General features: G+C 60.5%; 15 protein-coding genes and 1 tRNA gene. 13 read left to right on the plus strand and 3 right to left on the minus strand.

Features of this window, described 5'->3' with window-relative positions:
• Window positions 1–52: 52 nt before the first annotated feature.
• On the plus strand, window positions 53–1,483 hold the full coding sequence (locus tag P7C00_RS07930) for a DegQ family serine endoprotease (protein ID WP_123726268.1): 1,431 nt from the start codon (window positions 53–55) through the stop codon (window positions 1,481–1,483).
• Window positions 1,484–1,558: 75 nt separating this feature from the next.
• On the opposite strand, the gene P7C00_RS07935 is transcribed toward P7C00_RS07930, so the two are convergent.
• Window positions 1,559–2,992 carry a M48 family metalloprotease gene (locus tag P7C00_RS07935; protein ID WP_346634904.1) on the minus strand — a complete coding sequence of 478 codons (1,434 nt, stop codon included), beginning with the start codon at window positions 2,990–2,992 and terminating at the stop codon, window positions 1,559–1,561.
• A gap of 233 nt (window positions 2,993–3,225) precedes the next feature.
• Here P7C00_RS07935 and P7C00_RS07940 point away from each other — a divergent pair, with 233 nt between their 5' ends.
• Both P7C00_RS07940 and P7C00_RS07945 read left to right on the plus strand, forming a co-directional pair.
• Window positions 3,226–3,465, plus strand: a complete 240-nt coding sequence (locus P7C00_RS07940; RefSeq protein WP_346634903.1) for a sulfurtransferase TusA family protein — start codon at window positions 3,226–3,228, stop codon at window positions 3,463–3,465.
• 33 nt (window positions 3,466–3,498) lie between these two features.
• Complete coding sequence (locus P7C00_RS07945) at window positions 3,499–4,569, plus strand: AI-2E family transporter (RefSeq protein WP_346634902.1); 1,071 nt, start codon at window positions 3,499–3,501, stop codon at window positions 4,567–4,569.
• Between the two features lie 37 nt (window positions 4,570–4,606).
• On the opposite strand, the gene P7C00_RS07950 is transcribed toward P7C00_RS07945, so the two are convergent.
• Together P7C00_RS07950 and P7C00_RS07955 are read right to left on the minus strand one after the other, a co-directional pair.
• The gene (locus P7C00_RS07950) at window positions 4,607–5,080 is read right to left on the minus strand and encodes a peroxiredoxin (protein ID WP_346634901.1); all 474 of its coding nucleotides are present in this window, start codon (window positions 5,078–5,080) and stop codon (window positions 4,607–4,609) included.
• A gap of 9 nt (window positions 5,081–5,089) precedes the next feature.
• Complete coding sequence (locus P7C00_RS07955) at window positions 5,090–5,650, minus strand: glycine cleavage system protein R (RefSeq protein WP_346634900.1); 561 nt, start codon at window positions 5,648–5,650, stop codon at window positions 5,090–5,092.
• Between the two features lie 325 nt (window positions 5,651–5,975).
• Here P7C00_RS07955 and dapA point away from each other — a divergent pair, with 325 nt between their 5' ends.
• The 10 genes from dapA to P7C00_RS08005 all read left to right on the plus strand — a co-directional run bounded on the left by dapA (window position 5,976) and on the right by P7C00_RS08005 (window position 16,858).
• Window positions 5,976–6,854 carry a 4-hydroxy-tetrahydrodipicolinate synthase gene (gene dapA / locus P7C00_RS07960; protein ID WP_102878721.1) on the plus strand — a complete coding sequence of 293 codons (879 nt, stop codon included), beginning with the start codon at window positions 5,976–5,978 and terminating at the stop codon, window positions 6,852–6,854.
• Window positions 6,855–6,871: 17 nt separating this feature from the next.
• Window positions 6,872–7,987 carry an outer membrane protein assembly factor BamC gene (bamC, locus tag P7C00_RS07965; RefSeq protein ID WP_346634899.1) on the plus strand — a complete coding sequence of 372 codons (1,116 nt, stop codon included), beginning with the start codon at window positions 6,872–6,874 and terminating at the stop codon, window positions 7,985–7,987.
• Between the two features lie 4 nt (window positions 7,988–7,991).
• Window positions 7,992–8,750, plus strand: a complete 759-nt coding sequence (locus P7C00_RS07970; RefSeq protein WP_123726262.1) for an MBL fold metallo-hydrolase — start codon at window positions 7,992–7,994, stop codon at window positions 8,748–8,750.
• A gap of 28 nt (window positions 8,751–8,778) precedes the next feature.
• Window positions 8,779–9,492: a phosphoribosylaminoimidazolesuccinocarboxamide synthase gene (gene purC / locus P7C00_RS07975; protein WP_058433542.1), complete on the plus strand. Its 714-nt coding sequence runs from the start codon at window positions 8,779–8,781 to the stop codon at window positions 9,490–9,492.
• An 83-nt stretch (window positions 9,493–9,575) separates the two neighbouring features.
• Window positions 9,576–9,665 (plus strand) — tRNA-Ser (locus P7C00_RS07980).
• 613 nt (window positions 9,666–10,278) lie between these two features.
• Window positions 10,279–10,842 carry a fimbrial protein gene (locus P7C00_RS07985; protein WP_346634898.1) on the plus strand — a complete coding sequence of 188 codons (564 nt, stop codon included), beginning with the start codon at window positions 10,279–10,281 and terminating at the stop codon, window positions 10,840–10,842.
• A 27-nt stretch (window positions 10,843–10,869) separates the two neighbouring features.
• Window positions 10,870–11,634: a molecular chaperone gene (locus tag P7C00_RS07990; protein ID WP_404938580.1), complete on the plus strand. Its 765-nt coding sequence runs from the start codon at window positions 10,870–10,872 to the stop codon at window positions 11,632–11,634.
• Between the two features lie 172 nt (window positions 11,635–11,806).
• Window positions 11,807–14,374, plus strand: coding sequence for a fimbria/pilus outer membrane usher protein (locus P7C00_RS07995; RefSeq protein WP_404938582.1), 2,568 nt, complete (start codon window positions 11,807–11,809; stop codon window positions 14,372–14,374).
• On the plus strand, window positions 14,374–15,135 hold the full coding sequence (locus tag P7C00_RS08000) for a fimbria/pilus periplasmic chaperone (RefSeq protein ID WP_404939935.1): 762 nt from the start codon (window positions 14,374–14,376) through the stop codon (window positions 15,133–15,135). The genes P7C00_RS07995 and P7C00_RS08000 overlap by 1 nt, the downstream gene beginning before the upstream one ends.
• Before the next feature lie 79 nt (window positions 15,136–15,214).
• Complete coding sequence (locus P7C00_RS08005) at window positions 15,215–16,858, plus strand: ShlB/FhaC/HecB family hemolysin secretion/activation protein (RefSeq protein WP_404938584.1); 1,644 nt, start codon at window positions 15,215–15,217, stop codon at window positions 16,856–16,858.
• Window positions 16,859–16,924 lie beyond the last annotated feature (66 nt).

Genomic DNA, 16,924 nt, shown 5'->3' on the forward strand with positions numbered 1-16,924 from the left:
CGGTACTGCTTGCTCCATATCGCTTAACCACGCTCGTCGTAACGGGAGCCGTATGTCGATACCACGCTTGAAGTCTTACTTCACCATTCTTGCCACCGTGCTGGTGCTGGGACAGGCCGTGTCTGCCCAGGCAGCCGAGTTGCCTGATTTCACCCAACTGGTCGAACAGGCCTCGCCTGCAGTGGTGAACATCAGTACCACACAGAAACTGCCTGATCGCCGGGTCTCCAACTCGGCGCAGATGCCCGATCTGGAAGGCCTGCCGCCAATGTTGCGGGAGTTCTTCGAGCGCGGCATGCCGCAGCAGCGCTCTCCGCGAGGGGATCGCCAGCGTGAAGCCCAGTCCCTGGGCTCGGGTTTCATCATTTCCCCGGATGGCTACATCCTCACCAACAATCACGTGATCGCCGATGCGGACGAGATTCTCGTGCGCCTGGCCGACCGCAGCGAATTGAAAGCCAAGCTGATCGGCACCGACCCACGCTCCGACGTGGCACTGTTGAAGATCGATGGCAAGGACCTGCCTGTGCTGAAGCTGGGTAAATCCCAGGACCTGAAAGCCGGGCAATGGGTCGTGGCTATTGGGTCGCCATTTGGCTTCGACCACACAGTGACCCAAGGCATCGTCAGCGCTATTGGTCGCAGTCTGCCAAACGAAAACTACGTACCTTTCATCCAGACCGACGTGCCGATCAACCCGGGTAACTCGGGGGGGCCGCTGTTCAACCTGGCGGGGGAAGTGGTGGGGATCAACTCGCAGATCTATACCCGTTCCGGCGGCTTCATGGGGGTGTCCTTCGCGATCCCTATCGACGTTGCCATGGACGTTTCCAATCAGCTCAAAACCGGGGGCAAGGTCAGTCGTGGCTGGCTGGGCGTAGTGATTCAGGAGGTCAATAAAGACCTGGCTGAATCCTTTGGCCTGGAAAAACCTGCCGGTGCACTGGTTGCGCAGGTTCAGGACGGCGGACCAGCGGCCAAGGGCGGCCTGCAAGTGGGTGACGTGATTCTCAGTCTTAATGGCCAGCCAATCGTGATGTCGGCGGACCTGCCGCATCTGGTAGGGGCGCTGAAGGCCGGAGCCAAGGCCAACCTGGAAGTGATCCGTGAAGGCAAGCGCAAGAATGTCGAACTCACCGTGGGCGCCATTCCTGAAGAAGACAAGGATCTGAGCATGCTGCCCAAGTCCGGTGTCGAGCGCAGCAGCAACCGTCTCGGCGTAGCCGTGGTCGAGCTCAATGATGAGCAGAAGAAGACTTTTGACCTCAAGGGCGGCGTAGTCATCAAGGAAGTCCAGGACGGCCCAGCGGCGCTGATCGGTCTGCAGCCGGGTGACGTGATCACCCATCTGAACAACCAGGCGATTACCACCGCCAAGGAGTTCACCGAAATTGCCAAGGCGCTGCCGAAGAACCGTTCGGTGTCCATGCGCGTACTGCGTCAGGGGCGAGCCAGTTTCATTACCTTTAAACTGGCCGAGTAATCCGTCTGACGGAATGCTCGCGCAATAAAAAGCCCGCCTCGTAAGAGGCGGGCTTTTTTATGCTGCCTGGAAACATCAGCGCATCATGTCCTTGACCATCTGCTCCTGATCCATCATCTCCCGCTGGCGAGCGTCGATTCTCGATGACAGTGGGAAGTTGCTGCCGGCCCGCCGTTTGGCGAAGTCCAGCTGCTGGATGGCCTGGCGGTAGTCGCCGACCAGGGCGAAGTACTCGGCCCGGGCCTGGTGCAGGCCAATGATGTTGCCCGACAGGCCGCGAGTTTCCGCCACCAGATACCAGACATCCGGATCGTCCGGACGACTTTTCAGCAAGCCCTCCAGGGCCTTTTCCGCATCCGCCGGGCGGTTCTGCTTGAGCAGCAGGTCCACCCGGATCTGGTTCAGCGGGTAATTGCCCGGGTACAGATTGAGCATTCGCTCCACCCGGGCCTGAGCATCCGGCAGGCGGTTGTTGGCCATGTCCAGTTCGATCTGGGCCAGGTTGTAGGTGACGTCATTGGGGGATTTGGCCAGCAGCGGCTTGAGGTTTTCCCGGGCTTCGTTCCACTGGCTGCCCTTGATCTGGGCGATGGCCAGACCGTAGCGGGCAATGTCGTTCTTCGGGTTTTCATCGAGCTGTGCGCGAAAGCGCTTCGCAGCCAGCCCTGGAGATTCTTCGTAGTTCAACTGCACCCGGGCACGGATCAGTTGATAGCGCAGGCTGTCCTCGGTGCCTCCAAGCTTGGCCTGTTCCGCGCGGTTGCGGGTGTCTGCGATCCGCGATTCGGTGACCGGGTGCGTCAGGAGAAATTCCGGTGGCTTGGCGTCGAAGCGGTATTGACGCATCAGACGCTCGAACATGGTGGGCATCGAGCGCGGATCGTAGCCAGCCTTCTCCAGGTTGAGAATGCCGATGCGGTCGGCTTCCTGTTCGTTTTGCCGGGAAAAGCGTCGCTGTTCCTGGATGGCCGCGGCCTGGGTGCCGGCGATGGTGGCGATCCCTGCATCCCCGGCGCCGGCGGCGGCGATCACGATCCCAGCCAGCAAGGCGGCCATCATTGGTACCTGCATGCGCTGCTGGGCTTCGACACCGCGGGCAAAGTGGCGTTGGGAAAGGTGCGCCAGTTCGTGAGCCAGCACCGAGGCGTATTCACCCTCGGTCTGGGCATTGAGAAACAGGCCGCCGTTGACCCCGACAATCCCACCTGGGGCGGCGAAGGCGTTGAGCTGCGGGCTGTTGATCAGGATGAACTCCAGGCGCCGGTCGTTGACCTGGCTGGTCTCCACCAGTTTGTAGACGCTGGTTTCGACATAGTCCTTGAGTTGCGGGTCGTTGAGCTGCGAGACCTGGCTGCGCAGCAACGCCAGCCAGGCACGGCCCAGCTGGTATTCCTGTTGTGGAGAGACGATGGATGAACTGGCATCACCGAGTGACGGCAGGTCGTCGGCGAAGCCCGGTGAGGCGAGCAGGCAAGCGAGCGTCAGCAGGGTAGGGCGCAATAAATTCATGCACAAAGCCTTAATCGACAAAGGCTCTACTGTAGCTGGACACCTGGCCGGGGACCAGACAAAGCCAGTGAAAACTCTGAGGATAAAAAAGTGCTTTCAGGCAAATTCCGACGTCTACCTTATCGAGCCTTTACCTCGGCGCAACAGCGCTCTGGTTTCAGGCTTGTTTATTGCCGACGGCTTTGCCTTGCAGGGTATTCTAGGCGTCTTGAATTGATGATCGGAGTAAGCCCATGACCGATGTTGTCGCCCATGACGCCGTGCTGGATGCCAGTGGGCTCAACTGCCCGCTGCCACTGCTCAAGGCCAAGATGGAACTCAATCGCCTGGCCAGTGGCGCGGTGCTCAAGGTCATTGCCACCGATGCCGGGTCCCAGCGTGACTTCCGCACCTTCGCTCGCCTGGCCGGTCATACCCTGTTGCGCGAAGAGGACGAGGCCGGAGTCTATCGTTACTGGCTGAAAAAGGCCTGACGGCCCATCACCGCTTTCATCTAAGGATCATTGATGTTCAAAGTGCTACGTGACTGGATACAGCGCTACTTCTCGGATGAAGAAGCGGTGGTGCTGGCTGTGCTGCTGTTCCTGGCCTTTACCGCTGTCCTGACCTTGGGCGGGATGCTGGCGCCTGTACTGGCGGGCATGGTCCTGGCTTACCTGATGCAGGGGCTGGTGGTGAGCCTGGAGCGCCTGCACCTGCCCGGTGGGGCGGCGGTGGGGCTGGTGTTCGCCCTGTTCATGGGGCTGCTGCTGGTGTTCATCCTGGTGGTGGTGCCGTTGCTTTGGCACCAGTTCGTCACCCTGTTCAACGAGTTGCCGGGCATGCTTGCCAAGTGGCAGTCGCTGTTGCTGCTGTTGCCAGAGCGCTATCCGCATCTGGTATCGGACGAGCAGGTACTGCAGGCCATCGAAGTGGCTCGGGGCGAGATCGGCAAGTTCGGGCAATGGGCGCTGACCTTCTCCCTGTCCAGCCTGCCCTTGCTGGTGAACATCATGATCTACCTGGTACTGGTGCCGATCCTGGTGTTCTTCTTCCTCAAGGACCGGGCGATGATCAGCCGTTGGGTCATTGGCTATCTGCCCCAGGAACGGACCCTGATCACCCGGGTCGCCCATGAAATGAACCGACAGATCGCCAACTATATCCGCGGCAAGGTGATCGAGATCGTCATTTGCGGTGGTGTGACTTACATCGCCTTCGTCGCCCTGGGCCTGAACTACGCGGCCCTGCTGGCCCTGCTGGTGGGGATTTCGGTGGTGGTGCCCTATGTCGGCGCAGTAGTGGTAACCGTGCCGGTGGCGCTGATCGCGCTGTTCCAGTGGGGCTGGAGCGACCAGTTCATTTATCTGATGGCGGTCTACGGGATTATCCAGACCCTGGATGGCAACGTGCTGGTACCGCTGCTGTTCTCCGGCGCGGTGAATCTGCATCCGGTGGCGATCATCTGTGCGGTGCTGCTGTTTGGCGGGTTGTGGGGCTTCTGGGGGATTTTCTTTGCCATTCCCCTGGCCACCTTGTTCAAGGCTGTGCTGGATGCCTGGCCGAGGAAGGACCCGGTGGTGGCGCCTTTACTCTAGATAACGCGGGGCGGCTGATTCAGCCGCCCCGTTGGTTTCAGGCCTTGTTCAGTGCCTGGGCTGCAGCCAGTACAGCGTCGACGTGGCCCGGAACCTTGACCCCGCGCCATTCCTGGCGCAATACGCCGTCCTTGTCGATCAGGAAGGTGCTGCGGTCAACCCCCAGGTATTCCTTGCCATAGAGCTTCTTCAACTTGATCACGTCGAACAGCTGGCAGACGGCTTCGTCCTTGTCGCTGATCAGCTCGAAGGGGAACTCCTGTTTGCACTTGAAGTTCTCGTGGGACTTCAGGCTGTCGCGGGAGATGCCGAAGATCTCGGTGTTGGCGGCCTGGAAGGCGGCGTACTGATCACGAAAGCCCTGGCCCTCGGTGGTGCAGCCTGGGGTGCTGTCCTTGGGGTAGAAGTAGATCACCACTTGCTTGCCCTTGAGGCCGGACAGGCTGACGGTCTGGCCGCTGGTGGCAGGGGCCTGGAAATCGGCAATAGGTTGATCGATAGCAACGGCCATGGGGCTTCCTTACATAGGGTTCTGTGGGCGCCAGGGTTCGATCAGCGCATCGAGGTTCATGGCATCGGCAAAATCCAGGAACTGGTCGCGCAACCAGCTGATCTGGGTGCCGGCGGGCAGGGTCACGGTAAAGGTGGCGTTGAGCATGGTGCCGCCTGTTTGCGGAGCCTGGTAGGTATCGCAGGTGAGGTTTTCCAGCTCGACATGGTGGTCGATGAAGAACTGGCACAGCTCATTGACGATGTCAGAGCGGTACGCCGCGCTGACGTAGGCGACATAAGGCAAGGCCTGGGGGCGGCTTTCCAGGGCGGCGCTGCGCACCACGTTGACCGTGAAGGCGTGCTTCTTGGCCAGGGATGACAGGCTGCTTTCCAGGCGCGCCAGGGCGTCCCAGCTGCCGGAAATCTCCAGCACCAGGGCGCTGCACTCGCCATGCCGGGTCAGGCGCGAGGTCACTACGGCGCAGCGGTTTTCATGGCTGGCGCGGCACAGGACGTTGGTCAGCTCCATGGGGTTGGCGCCAAGGGCACTGATGACAAGGAATTGTTCGCGAACTGTGGGGGTGGACATGCAGCATTCCTAAAGCGATGAGCGGTCGATACTTTTGACAAGCCAGTGCCGGGCAAGTGTTGCAAGCGGATCTTCTGGGCCTTGAACCACAAGCCGGCGACAGGTCCCGATACGTCCGGAACACAGGCTGGCAATGCAGGAATGGGGCTTTGGAGAAGCGACAGGCAGGCGATAACCCGGTTTACACGCTTATCGGTAGCGATCAAAGCCTGAAGGGTAGCGAAAACCATCGCTCAGGGGAATGCTCACGGCGCGGGACTTCGCTTGTGCAAGGAACTTGGCGCCAGTACCATTACCGCTCTCTTTTTCCGGCAGGAGCGGTTGCATGATTGCGGGCAGTATGGTGGCACTGGTCACACCCATGGATGCACAGGGAAATCTCGACTGGGACAGCCTGAGCAAACTGGTGGACTTCCACCTGCAAGAGGGCACCAACGCCATCGTGGCGGTCGGCACCACAGGTGAATCGGCCACACTGGATGTCAACGAGCACATCGAGGTGATTCGTCGGGTGGTGGCCCAGGTTGCAGGGCGCATCCCGGTGATTGCCGGTACCGGCGCCAACTCGACGCGTGAAGCGATCGAACTGACCACCAACGCGAAGATTGCCGGCGCCGATGCATGCCTGCTGGTGACCCCGTATTACAACAAGCCGACTCAAGAAGGCCTGTACCAGCATTTCCGCGCCATTGCCGAGGCCGTGGACATCCCGCAGATCCTCTACAACGTTCCAGGCCGCACCGCATGCGACATGCAGGCCGAGACCGTGATCCGCCTGTCCTCCGTGAAAAACATCATCGGGATCAAGGAAGCCACCGGCGACCTGCAGCGCGCCAAGGCCATCCTGGCCGGTGTGCCCGACGATTTCCTGGTGTACTCCGGCGATGACGCCACTGCCGTCGAGCTGATCCTGCTGGGCGGCAAGGGCAATATCTCGGTGACTGCCAACGTCGCGCCTCGGGCCATGAGCCAGATGTGCGCCGCGGCCATGGCCGGCGATGCCGCCAAGGCCCGCGAGATCCACGAAACCCTGATGCCGCTGAACAAGACTCTGTTCATCGAATCCAACCCTATTCCCGTGAAATGGGCCCTGCACGAAATGGGTTTGATGCCGGACGGTATCCGTCTGCCGCTCACCTGGCTCAGTGCCGCCTGTCACGAACCGCTGCGGCAGGCCATGCGCCAGTCCGGCGTCTTGGTTTAATTGAGGAAGTACAACGCATGAAGCGAATGGCCGGACTTTCCGCACTTGCCTTGATTATCTCCAGCACCAGTGGCTGCGGTTGGATCTGGGGCCCGGAAGGCTACTTCCGTGACCGGGGTAGCGATTACCTGCAAGCGCAACAAACAGCACCGATGCAACTGCCGCCGGATGTCCAGACCTCCAAGCGTCTGGATCCGCTGCTGCCGATCCCGCGCAACGTGGCCGACGACAACGTCAAGGGCGAGTACCAAGTACCTCGTCCGCAGCCGCTGTCGGCCATTGCCGACGCCAGCGACTACACCCTGCAGAAGAGCGGCGATTCGCGCTGGGTCATGGCCCAGCATCCACCGGCCGAAGTCTGGCCAGTGGCGGTGCAGTTCTTCCAGGACAACGGGTTCCGTCTGGATCAGCAACGTCCGCAAACCGGCGAGTTCAGCACCCGCTGGCAGCGTTCCGACGAGCTTTCCGCTGCCGTGGCCAAGCGCCTGAGCAGCGCCGGCGTCGCCGCCGACAGCGAAACCCGCGTACGGGTCCGTATCGAACCGGGCGTGCAGCGCAATACCAGTGAAGTCTACGTGGTCAGTGCCGAGCGTCCCGCCGGCAGCACCGCTGACGTGGAGTTCACCAATCGCTCGGTCAACACCGGCCTGGACGCCGCGCTGGTGGACGATATGCTGGCCAGCATGAGCCGTACCTCCGAGAAGGGCGGTTCAGTGTCCCTGCTGGCGGCCCGTGATTTCGATACCCCAAGCCGGGTCAGCCTCAGCGAAGACGGCAGCGGCAATCCGGTGCTGAACCTGGGTGCCGACCTCGATCGCGCCTGGTCCAGCGTAGGCCGCGCCCTGGAGCAGGGCGAGTGGCGGGTTGAGGACATCAACCGCAGCTTGGGCCTGTACTACATCAACCTGGCGGAAAAAGCCGAGAAGAAGAACGACGAGCCGGGCTTCTTCGGCAAGTTGTTCGGCAGCAAGCCGGCCAAGGAAGAGATCGAAGCCCGTGCCGAGCGCTATCAGGTTCGCCTGAGCAAGGTGGGCGACAACGTCCAGGTGACCGTCGAGAAGAACATCAACACCGTGGCGCCGGCCGATGTGGCGCGCAAAGTGTTGGGCGTGATTCAGGACAACCTGGGCTGATCAGATGCGTTTTGCCGTTCTCGGCAGTGGTAGCCAAGGGAATGGCACGCTGATCGCCAGTGCTGACACTTACATCCTGGTGGATTGTGGTTTCTCCCTGCGGGAAACCGAGCGGCGCCTGCTGCGCCTGGGCGTTCATCCCTCGCAGTTGAGCGCCATCCTGGTGACCCACGAACATGCCGACCACGTGCATGGCGTGGGTTTGCTGTCTCGGCGCTACAATTTACCGGTCTACCTCAGCCAGGGCACGTTGCGCGGGATGCGCAAGCCGGTGGAGGCTGCGGGTTTTGTCCGCGGTGGCGAGCAACTGCAGATCGGCGCCTTGTGCATTGACGTGATTGCCGTCGCTCATGACGCCCAGGAACCTACGCAGTTTGTCTTCAGCGACGGTCAGCGGCGTTTTGGCCTGCTGACCGACCTGGGTTCCTACTGTGCCGGCGTACTGGAAGGCTACCGTGGCCTGGATGCCTTGATGATCGAGGCCAACCATTGCCGGGACCTGTTGGCGCGCGGCTATTACCCGTACTTTCTCAAGCAGCGGGTTGGCGGCGACGAAGGGCATTTGAACAACCATCAGGCCGCAAGCCTGGTGGCCGAATTGGGATGGCAGGACCTGCAGCATCTGGTCCTTGCTCATCTGAGCAGCAAGAACAACCTGCCGCAGCTGGCCCGGCAATGTTTTGTCGACACCCTCGGGTGCGACCCGGACTGGCTGCAACTGGCCGATCAAGATTCAGGGCTCGACTGGCGCCACATCGCCTAGCCCACCTACTTAGCAAGCGGAGCCCATCATGGAAAAACGTGAAGAACTCTACCGCGGCAAAGCCAAATCGGTTTACAAGACCGACGACGCCGACCGCTTGATCCTGCTGTTTCGCAACGACACCTCGGCGTTCGACGGCAAGCGCATCGAGCAACTGGACCGCAAGGGGATGGTGAACAACAAGTTCAACGCCTTCATCATGCAGAAACTCGAAGCCGCCGGCGTGCCGACCCAGTTCGACAAGCTGCTGGGCGACAACGAGTGCCTGGTGAAGAAGCTCGACATGATCCCGGTGGAGTGCGTGGTGCGTAACTACGCGGCCGGCAGCCTGGTCAAGCGCCTGGGTGTGGAAGAGGGCATGAAGCTCAATCCTTACACGTTCGAGCTGTTCCTGAAGGACGACGCCAAGGGCGACCCGTTCATCAACGAATCCCACGTTGTGGCGTTCGGCTGGGGCACCGTCGAGCAACTGGCGCGCATGAAAGAACTGTCGCTCAAGGTCAACGAAGTCCTGAGCAAGCTATTCGATGACGCTGGCCTGCTGCTGGTGGACTTCAAGCTGGAATTCGGTGTGTTCAGCGACGGCTCCATCGTCCTGGGCGACGAGTTCAGCCCGGACGGCTGCCGCCTGTGGGACAAGGACACCAAGAAGAAGATGGACAAGGACCGCTTCCGCCAGGGCCTCGGTGACGTGATCGAAGCCTACGAAGAAGTCGCTCAGCGCCTGGGCGTACCGCTGTAATCGACGCAAGCATCTGATAGCACGGAAAAAATTTGCTCGGGGGCTTCGCATCCGGCAAAGGTGCTGTTATGATGCGCGCCGTTGGAGAGATGCCAGAGTGGCCGAATGGGACGGATTCGAAATCCGTTGTACCTTCACCGGTACCTAGGGTTCGAATCCCTATCTCTCCGCCATACAAATGAAAGCCCCGGAAATCGTCGATTTCCGGGGCTTTTTTGTTGCCCGCTGTTTTTTCCGAAACCGCTTTCCCGCCGCGCTCCAAGCCATCACCCAGTCCTCTCGGACGTTCCTTGTTCGGCCTGACTTTATTCTGCCGTTGTGGCTTCCTTCTCGCCCAACTCCTGTTGTCGATCTCAATAGCTCCAGTGGCCAAGTTTATTCGTGGTCGTTGGAGTTGTATTCATCTACGGCCTTATTAATAAACTATTAAATTTAAATGCTGTTGTCCGGTATCCAATGGATTTATCTGGATATTGACTCGTGGGTGCTGTTTTTAAGGCTGTAGGAAATTTCTTATAGAGCTCTGGGACTGTTCCTGTAATTCGAGTCGGCGTGGTCTTGATCTAAAACAATCGGCTATTCGATATGGTGGCTTCCTGCTGGCAAGCCTGGCCCGCTTGTGTGACTGAAGTGGGTCATCGAACTGGAAGTCAGCAGTATTCATAAACGTTTGAAGGCAGAGCAGGTCTTTTCTTCTATTGCGGTGGCAAGAGTGTTTGTCGACCTCTTTCAGATAGGGAAGATCTTTGTGCTTACTCTATTGAGCTATTGGGAAAAGGAAATCAGATGAAACGCAACTCTCTCTTGTCCATGGCAACTTCCGGTTTGATGCTGGCTGCATTGATCCCGACATTTGCCCAGGCTACCGACGGTGTAGTGAACTTTAGTGGCAGCATCACTGACGTGACCTGCGAGATCAACGGCAAGGCGCCCGGCGAAAACAACGTGACCAACGTTGAGTTGGGCACTTTCTTGCCTACGCACTTTGCAAAAATCGGTACCACGTCCGACTTGAAACCCTTCGAGCTGAAACTCTCGGGTACTAACTGCAAGAACGACTCCAAGGTGTCCATCGAGTTCGATCAGGTCAATAACATTGACCCTGCTACAGGCAATCTGAAGCTGATCGGCAGTGCACCGGCAACCGGTGTACAGATCCAGATCTACAACGACAACGCCGCTCAACCGCAGAAGATTGTCCTGGGCCAGGCCGAGACCACGCCGCAAGTGGCAACGGTTTCCGGCAACGCCGCGACCCTCAAGTACAAGGCCGCTTACGTCTCTACGGCAGCTTCGGTCGGTGCCGGTTCGGGTGTTTCCTTCATTCGCTACACCCTGGCTTATCAGTAACAGTCGTTAGTTATTAAGGGGCAGGTCATGACGCCGACAGCGCGTTTTGTACATTCTCTCGTTATCGGTGTCATGTTCCTGGGGCTGTTTTCGGGAGCTGCGCATGCAGGGATAGTTCTACAAGGGACTCGGTTGATTTATCCGGCCGAAGCCCGAGAGGTTACATTGAAAATAAGTAACTCCGGTCCTGTTCCTCTTTTGGCGCAAAGTTGGATCGATAGAGGGGAAGCCAATAAGGCCCCTGAAGAAATACAAGTACCTTTCCTGCTGGCGCCGGCTGTCAGTCGTTTGGAGTCTGGAGACTCGGCAGTGCTGCGCCTGTCTTATTCGAAAGAGCCGTTGGCGACCGATCGCGAATCATTGTTCTGGCTGAATGTATTGGAAACTCCGCCCCGCAAGGAGAAGGATGAAAACGTACTGCAGTTTGCATTTAGAACGCGTATCAAGATTTTCTTTCGGCCGCCCAATCTTGACGGTGTTGTTGACTCGGCCGCTGAAAAACTCAAGTGGGAGTTCAATCGGGCCGGTCACTTGAGTTCCGCCCCGACAGGTCCGCAAGTGCCTGTTGTCAAGGTATCCAACCCAACGCCTTACTACGTGTCTTTCGGTCGTATAGAGGTTGAACTGGGAGGTCGTCAGTTTGCCCTTAAACCGGGAATGGTCGCGCCGTTTGCCAATGAGTCGTTCGCTTGGCCGGCGACAGCTCCGAAAGACCCGGCCAAGGCCTCCATCAACTATGAAGTGATCAACGATTTCGGTGGCCGCCGATCGCTGAAGAGTTCGCTGCTCTAGTTGGTTTCTTAATTCAACTTCGCTCGTTTGTCCGCTTGCTCAGTCTTGAGCGCGTTGGGATCTCGTTATGTTGAGTGTTCAGTGCCATAGGCGCGATGTATCTGCGCGCCCCGGTGTTCGGTGTGGTCGGGGTTCTGCTCCGGTTGTGCAGACGCTGTGTCTGGCGGCGCTGATGGGGCACTCGACGGTCCTGGTCGCGAGCGAGGAGGGGCCCCAGCAGAACAGTGGCGAACGCGTGCTGTTCGACAGCCAGATGTTGTTTCAAGGCAAGGAGACACCCATCGATACTTCGCGCTTTGAGCAATTGGGCTATATCGCGCCCGGCAAATACCTGCTTGATCTGCTGGTGAGTGGCCAATGGCGGGCGTTGCTGGAGGTCGAGTTCCGTGCCAGCGACGAGCCTCAGGGTAGCCGGCCGTGCTTCGATCGCGCGTCACTGCAGCAGTTGGGGATCGACCTGCACAAGGCCGATGCCGCGCTGGGGGCCGGGGCGTCCCACCCGCTCATGAGCGAGGGGTTGTTCTGTGGCGACCTGGGCAGCTACATCCCCGGTGTAACCAGCCGCATCAATATCGCCGAGCAGAAGATCGACCTGTCCGTGCCGCAGTTCTTCCTCCAGCCGAACCAGTCGAAGACCTACGTCGATCCGGCGAGCTGGGATTCCGGCGTGTCCGCGGCGGTGCTCAATTACAACACCAGCCTGTTCAGCTCCCAGAGTCGTGGACAAAGCCAGACCCATGGCTACGCCGGACTCAACATGGGGCTCAACATCGGCGCTTTGCGCTTGCGCCACAGTGGTACCGCGACCTGGTCGCCGGAATTGGGCAGCCGCTATCAGCGTGGCTACATCTATGCCCAGACCGACCTGCCGGACTGGAGCTCACAGTTGCTGGTGGGGGAAAGCGTGACCGATGCCGATCTGTTCGATTCGGTGTCGTTTCGCGGCGTCCAGTTGGCCAGCGACTCGCGCATGTTGCCCGACACCCAGCGTTACTACGCACCGCAAGTGCGAGGCACCGCCAGCACCAACGCCAAGGTCTCGGTGTATCAGCGCGGCTATCTGATCTACGAGACGGCGGTCGCCCCGGGCCCCTTCGAAATCTCCGATTTGCAGGCGGCCAGCTTTGGCGGTGACCTGGAGGTAACAGTTACCGAGGCCAATGGACAAACCAGCCGTTTTACCGTGCCTTTTGCCACCACCGTGCAATTGCTGCGTCCGGGTACCTCACGCTACAGCCTGACCGCCGGCCAGGTCACCGACCCGGGGCTTGGCGGCGAGCAGTATGTGGCCCAGGGCACCCTGCACTACGGGCTGAATAACCAACTGACCGGCTACGCCGGTACGGCAGTGACCGGCAGCTACATGTCGGCCCTGATCGGCAGTGCGTTGAATACCTCCGTGGGCGCATTCGCTCTGGACCTGACTCAGGCCAAGACCGAACTGCCCCGCGAAGGCAGTCTGCAGGGGTCGAGCCTGCGCCTTTCCTACAGCAAGAACCTGCCCATCAGCGGTACGCAGTTTTCCCTGTTGGCGTATCGCTATTCCACCCGTGGCTATCTGGGGCTGCATGACGCCATTGCCTTGCAGGACTACGTGGAGCGTGGCGCCGGGGCCGAGTCGTTTTCCCGCGTGCGGGACCGCCTGGATGTGAACATCAACCAGCAACTGGGCGAGGGTGGCGGTCAGCTTTATGTCACTGGCTCCAGCCTCAAGTACTGGAATCGCCAGGGCCAGACCCTGAACTTCTCCCTGGGCTACAGCAATCAGTGGCGGGGCAACAGCTACTCCTTCATGGCCCAGCGCATGCGCGCGTCCAGCAATGGCTCTGGAGGTGGAGTCGGGGCGGACAACACCTATTTCAGCTTCAGTCTGTCGATCCCCCTGGGACGCGAGGGTCGCCGAGCAACCACGGTCAACGCCTACGCCAGTCATGACAAGAACTCCGGTGCGCACTACACCAGCGGTGTTTCCGGAGCCCTGGGCGAGCGCGGCGATGCCACCTATGCCGTGTCCGCGTCCCATGATCAGCGCCAGCGCGAGACCTCGACCAACGCCAGCTTCAACTACTTCATGCCCGAGGTCTCCCTGAGTTCGAGTTTTTCCCAGGGCAGCGACTATCGCCAGGAGTCCCTGGGGGCTTCCGGAGGCATGGTCCTGCACTCGGGCGGCCTGACGTTCTCCCAGACCCTGAGTGAAACCTCAGGCCTGGTGTATGCCCCCCATGCCAAGGGTGCCAGGGTTGGCTATGCCCAGACGCGGGTGGATGGACGCGGCTACGCCGTGGTGCCGAGCCTGAGTCCCTATCAATTGAACACCGTGGACATCGACCCCAGCGGCATGGCCGACGATGTCGAACTGCAGGTCAGTTCACGCAACGTCGCGCCGGTAGCGGGCGCGGTGGTGATGCTCTCTTATCCCACCCGCAGGGCCAGGGCGTTCCTGATCGATAGCCGGCAGCCCAATGGCCAGCAATTGCCGTTTGCCGCGGTCGCCGTCGATGACCAGAGCGGTGCCGAACTGGGCGCCGTCGGCCAAGGCAGTCGTCTGGTACTGCGTTCCGAGCAGGACCAGGGAACCCTCCGTGTGGAATGGGGCCACGAACCGGATCAGCGCTGCCTGATCGACTACCAGTTGCCGCCTCGTGATCCGGCGTCCGCCACCGGTTATGACCTGCTCCAGCTTCCTTGTCGGGCAGTGCCCGCTGGCGACGCGAGCCCAAGCCAGGGGGGGCAGTCTTGATGCGCTTTCTGGAGGGACGTGAGATCCCATGCCGAGCCGGTCTTGGCCGCTGGCTGCTGGCGGCGCTACTGCTCTGGTTCAGTGCCTGGGCCCAGGCCGATCTGTCGATCGCCGGCACCCGGTTCATCTTCCCCGCAGATACGTCCGTCATGAGCATCCGGGTCGGCAACATCGGCCAGGCGCCGATCCTGTTACAGGCCTGGCTGGACAAGGGCGATGCCAAGGCCAGTCCCAGTGGGTTGGCAGTGCCGTTCGTGCTGTCGCCGCCGATCTCCAGGCTGGAACCGCAACAGCGGGCGGCCCTGATGCTGCGTTACAGCGGCGAGCCTTTGCCCTCTGATCGCGAGTCAGTGTTCTGGATCAATTTTCTGGAAGTGCCATCTCGGCTGCCGGTGACCGAGAACGTCTTGCGCCTGGCCTATCGCATGCGCATGAAGCTGCTGTATCGCCCCCAGGGCCTGGCCGGTAGTGCCGACCAAGCCGTGCGCCAACTGCGCTGGAGCTTCGCCGCTGCGGGCAAATCCGATGCGGCGCTGCTGGTCGGCAACCCGACGCCGTATTACGTGTCCTTCGCCGAATTGACGCTGGGCAGCAGCGCTCGAGCCAACACCTTGCAGGGCATCACCGTGGAGCCTTTTGGTTCGGCGCGGATCGCCCTGCCTGAAGTACCAGGAATTACCCCGGATCAGGCGGTGGTTCATTACCAAGTGGCAACAGACAGCGGGGAGACGCTGAGTGGAAGTGCGCGGATACAAGACTGAAGTTGCCTTGGGCAAGTCTTTGAGTGGGTCGGTTTTCGGGGGCCTTGAAGGCGCTCGACAACATTTTTCCAGAGGCTGTTTGAGCCTGCTCCTGCTGCTGCCGGGGCTGGCGACTGCCGCTGGGTATGTGCCCAACGCGGGACAGGCGATGCGTGATATCGAGTCCACCCAACCGGCTTTGCCGGAACCGGCGGAGCCGGAGTTGGACCTGCCTGCGGTCAAGCCGCCGAGCGCTTCTGCCCCGGATACCTCGGGTATCCGCCTAGAGGTCAACGACTTTGTGCTTGTGGGCAACCAGGCGTTCTCCAATCAGACCCTGCTGCCGTTGCTGGCGGACCTCAAGGGCCAGGAGCTGGACCTGAATCAGTTGCGTGCGGCTGCCGAACGCCTGACCACCTATTACCAGGGCCAGGGCTACATGTTGGCCCGGGCCTTCCTGCCGGCCCAGGACATCGAGGACGGCGTGGTGCGCATCGAGGTCATCGAGGGCCGTTACGGCCGTATCGAACTGCACAACCAATCCCGGGCCCTGGACTCGGTGATTCGTGGCCCTTTGTCGTCACTCAAGAGCGAAGCCCCCGTGTTCAGCGATGACCTCGAGCGCAGTCTGCTGTTGTTGAGCGACCTGCCTGGAGTACGGGTCAAGGGCACCTTGCGCGCCGGTGAGCAGCGCGGCACCACCGACCTGCTGATCAATGCGCAGCCCGGTCCCTGGGCCAGCGGCAGCCTGGAGGCCGACAACTATGGCGGCTACTACACCGGCGAATATCGACTGGGGGGCAGCCTCAACCTCAACAACCCCTTGCGCCTGGGCGACCAGCTCAACCTGCGGGTATTGGGCAGCGATGAGGATCAGCGTTATTACCGCGCCGCCTACAAGCTTCCGGTAGGCCCCTGGTCCACCAGCCTGGGCGTGGCTTATTCGCAGATGAACTACGAGTTGGGCAAGGTCTTCGAACTGCTGGAGGCCCACGGCCAAGCCAGCATCGGCAGCGTCTTTGTCACCCAGCCGCTGATCCGCAGCCGCACCTTCGATCTCAGCGCCCAGCTGCAATACGAGGACAAGCGTCTGCGCGATGACATCGACCTGTTCGAAGTCAGTAGCAAGAAACACGTGGAACTCTGGAGCCTGGGTCTCAACGGCAATTTTCAGGACAGCCTGCTCGGCGGCGGCCAGACCTTCTTCTACCTCACTTATGGCAGCGGGCGGCTGAGCCTCGACGATCCAGGGGATCAATGGCGTGATCACTTCACGGCCGGTACGGCCGGCGGTTTTCAGAAGTTCAACCTCAATGCCGCGCGCCTGCAGTACCTGAGCCCGCGCTTTCAGCTCTACACCCAGTTCAACGCGCAATGGGCTTCAGCCAACCTGGACAGCTCGGAAAAGTTCGGCGTGGGCGGTCCTTTTGATGTGCGTGCCTATCCCCAGGGCACCGGCAGTGGCGACCAGGGTTGGCAGGCCAGCCTGGAGTTGCGCTACGCCCTGGCCCCTCGCTGGCAGCTCAAGACGTTTGTCGACCACGGAGCGGTGGAGGTCAACAAACGTCCCTGGACCCGCGAAGAGAACCGCCGCCAGCTCTCGGGCGCCGGTGTGGGCGCCAGTTGGAGTGGGCCATCGCAACAGATCAGCGTGACCAGCGCCTGGCCCCTGGACAACAGCAAGGAAGGCAGCGGGCCCGAGCGCACACCGCGGGTCTGGGCCAGCGCCACACAGTATTTCTGAAGGCCTGCGTGCACTTCGGATGCAGTGCCGTCCTGCAAATGTTGCAGGGCGTTAATTGATAGATGA

The organism is Pseudomonas sp. JDS08PS003 (genome assembly GCF_045013505.1).
Lineage (GTDB): Bacteria > Pseudomonadota > Gammaproteobacteria > Pseudomonadales > Pseudomonadaceae > Aquipseudomonas > Aquipseudomonas protegens_B.